The sequence below is a fragment of the Nocardioides humilatus genome (genome assembly GCF_008373755.1).
Classification (GTDB): Bacteria; Actinomycetota; Actinomycetes; order Propionibacteriales; family Nocardioidaceae; genus Nocardioides; species Nocardioides humilatus.
In genome coordinates this window covers 1-205 of sequence record NZ_VUJV01000180.1, presented here as the reverse complement: position 1 = coordinate 205, position 205 = coordinate 1, and the positions used below count along the sequence as shown (strand labels likewise).

1 protein-coding gene is annotated in these 205 nt (G+C 53.2%); it reads left to right on the top strand.

Annotated elements, in window-relative coordinates; genetic code table 11:
* Position 1 precedes the first annotated feature (1 nt).
* Positions 2 to 205, top strand: a 204-nt coding sequence (locus tag F0U44_RS24395; protein ID WP_223163829.1) for a hypothetical protein, incomplete at its 3' end; no start/stop codon positions are given.

Genomic DNA, 205 nt, shown 5'->3' with positions numbered 1-205 from the left:
GGTGAACAACAGAGTACCGTCGGTATTTTCAAAGACGTACGTGACACCTCGTCGTCCTTTTGAAAAGGCACGTCTTGACCAAGAGTTGAAGATCATCGGAGAGTACGGTCTCCGCAACAAGCGTGAAGTATGGCGCGTCAAATACACGCTCGCTCGTATCCGTAAGGCTGCTCGTGAGCTCCTCACCCTCGAGGAGAAGGACCCG